This window comes from Polaromonas sp. P1_G4 (assembly GCF_056405475.1).
The window spans coordinates 1-2,644 of record NZ_JBFUCA010000560.1; the positions used below are offsets into that span (position 1 = coordinate 1).

2 protein-coding genes and 1 pseudogene are annotated in these 2,644 nt (G+C 62.2%); all 3 read right to left on the reverse strand.

Annotated features, from left to right (window positions below; genetic code table 11):
- Positions 1–230: pseudogene (locus AC1D1X_RS20465) on the reverse strand (class I SAM-dependent RNA methyltransferase); the annotation flags it as partial.
- Positions 231–272: 42 nt separating this feature from the next.
- A complete protein-coding gene (locus AC1D1X_RS20470) occupies positions 273–1,808 on the reverse strand; it encodes an RNA polymerase factor sigma-54 (protein WP_477699029.1) in 1,536 nt (511 codons plus the stop codon).
- A gap of 144 nt (positions 1,809–1,952) precedes the next feature.
- Positions 1,953–2,642 (reverse strand): LPS export ABC transporter ATP-binding protein, encoded by a 690-nt coding sequence (lptB, locus tag AC1D1X_RS20475; protein ID WP_477699030.1) that lies wholly within the window; start codon positions 2,640–2,642, stop codon positions 1,953–1,955.
- Between the last annotated feature and the right edge of the window lie 2 nt (positions 2,643–2,644).

Below are 2,644 nucleotides of genomic sequence, written 5' to 3' on the forward strand. Positions count from 1 at the left end.
GCGTTGTAGAGGTCTTGTTCGCTGCGGTACTGGTTGTGCTGCAGCTCGATCAGCACGCGCTGCGCCAGMCGGCTGTGCAGGTTGAGCTGCAACGCGTCGCGCCACGAAGCCTGCAGCTGCACGCCGGCGCGCCAGGCTTTGCCGTCGATCCCGGTGACACGCTTGACCTCGGTGGCCAGCAGGGTTTCGACGCCTGCGGCGCACGGTAAAAAGAGTTGGAGTTGATTCATGACTGACTTTGAGGGGCGGGGCAGCGCGGCCTGATTGGGCGGCTAGAGTGATTTGCGCAGGTTGGCGGGCGCGATGCGGAGCGCCTCGCGGTACTTGGCCACGGTGCGGCGGGCGCATTCAATGCCCTGCTCCTTGAGCATTTCGGAAATCTGGTTGTCGCTGAGCGGCTTCTTGAGGCTTTCTGACGAGACAAATTGTTTGATGAGCGCGCGCACCGCTGTGCTGGAAGCATTGCCGCCGGTTTCGGTGCCGAGTGCGGAACCGAAGAAATACTTGAGCTCGAAAGTACCGAAAGGGGTGCCCATGTACTTGGCCGTGGTCACGCGGGAGATGGTGGACTCATGCAGGCCCAGTTCATCGGCGATTTCGCGCAGCACCAGCGGCCGCATGGCGAGTTCGCCGTGCGTGAAGAAGTTTTTCTGCCGTTCCACAATCGCGCTGCTTACGCGCAGGATGGTGTCAAAGCGCTGCTGGATGTTCTTGATGAACCAGCGGGCCTCCTGCAGGCGCTGCTGCAGCGCCTGGCCGCCCTGGCCTTTGTGCTGCTTGAGGGCATTGGCATAAATGTCGTGCACGCGAAGGCGCGGCATGACGTCGCCATTGAGCGAAACCTTGAAGCCCCGGCCCGATTTGATGACGATGACGTCGGGCACGATCAGGTTGCGCTCCACGTTCACAAAGCGGCGCCCGGGCTTGGGGTCGAGCCGGCCAATCACCGTGATGGCGCCCTTGATGGCGGCTTCGGTGAACCCACACAGGTGCGACAGGCGCTTGACATCGCGCTTGGCCAGCAGCTCCATGGGTTGCTTGCACATGGCAATGGCTGCGCGGGTTTCTTCGCAGTCCTTGCAGTCCAGCAGTTGCAGGCTCAGGCATTCCGCCAGGTTGCGCGCACCGACACCGRCAGGCTCCATGTGGTGCAGCAGCTTGAGCGCCATCGCAAAACGCTGCTCCAGCTCTTCCGCCTGCGCCATGTCATCTCTTGCAAGACCGGCCGCGAGCGACGCCAGGCTGTCTTCAAGGTAGCCGTCGTCGTTGAGCGATTCAATGAGGAAGTGCAGCGCGGCGCGATCTTCCTCCGACAGGCGCAAGCTCAGCGATTGCCGGTGCAGGTGGTCCTGCAGCGACTCATGGCTGCCCGTGAGGTCGGAGGCCTCGGCTTCGCTCTCTTCATTGTTGTTCTTGCGCGCCGGTGCGTCGCTTCCCCACTCGCTGTCGTCGGGCGTGGTTTCTACCGTGCCATCGCCTTCCCAGCTTTCCTCGAGCTTGGGCTCCGCACTGACTTCTGCGTCATTCGGGGCTGTAGCGCCAGTCTCGTCTGCGCCGCCAGCTATCGAATCCGTAGCAGATTCAAACTCGCGGCTGTCCTGGCTTACCGGCGTGTTGATGTGCTCCAGCCCAAACTCTTCGCGCACCGCCGTCTCTTCCGACACTTCCAGAAACGGGTTTTCGTCGAGCATCTGCTCGACCTCCTGGCTCAACTCAAGCGTCGACAGCTGCAACAGCCGGATCGACTGCTGCAGCTGGGGCGTCAGCGCAAGATGCTGCGAGACGCGGAGTGACAGGCCTTGTTTCACTGGATTTTCAAATGTGCGGAAAGATAAAACGACATGTCTTCGGCCAGCAGGGGCCGCGGAACTGGCTTCGCCAGGCCGCAGGCGCCGTCCCCAGAGGGGGAGAGGGAGCTACACGAAGTGAGCGACAACAGGGGGGAACCATCTTCACATCTTGAAGTGTTCGCCGAGATAGACTCTTCGTACATCGGCGTTGTTCACGATCTCGGACGGTGTGCCTTGCGCCAGCACATGGCCGTCGCTGATGATGTAGGCGTGGTCGCAAATGCCCAGTGTTTCACGCACGTTGTGGTCGGTGATCAGCACGCCGATGCCGCGCGATTTGAGGAAACCGATGATGCGCTGGATTTCGATCACGGCAATGGGGTCGATACCGGCAAAGGGCTCATCCAGCAGGATGAAGCGCGGCTGGGTTGCCAGCGCCCGCGCGATTTCGACCCGGCGGCGCTCGCCGCCCGAGAGCGCCGGTGCCGGTGAGTTGCGCAAATGATCTACCCGCAAATCCTGCAGCAGCGCGTCGAGCCGCGACTCGATGTCTGCGCGCCCCAGCGGCTTTCCGGTTTTGTCGAGCTGCAGCTCCAGCACGGCACGCACGTTTTCTTCGACCGTGAGCTTGCGGAAAATCGACGCTTCCTGCGGCAGGTAGCTCAGGCCCAGGCGGGCACGCAGGTGAATCGGCATGTGCTCGACCGACTCGCCGTCGATGGAAATTTYGCCTGCATCGGCGCGCACCAGGCCCACGATCATGTAGAACGAGGTCGTTTTGCCCGCGCCGTTGGGGCCCAGCAGGCCCACGACTTCGCCTTTTTGCACGGACAGCGAAACGTCCTGCACCACCT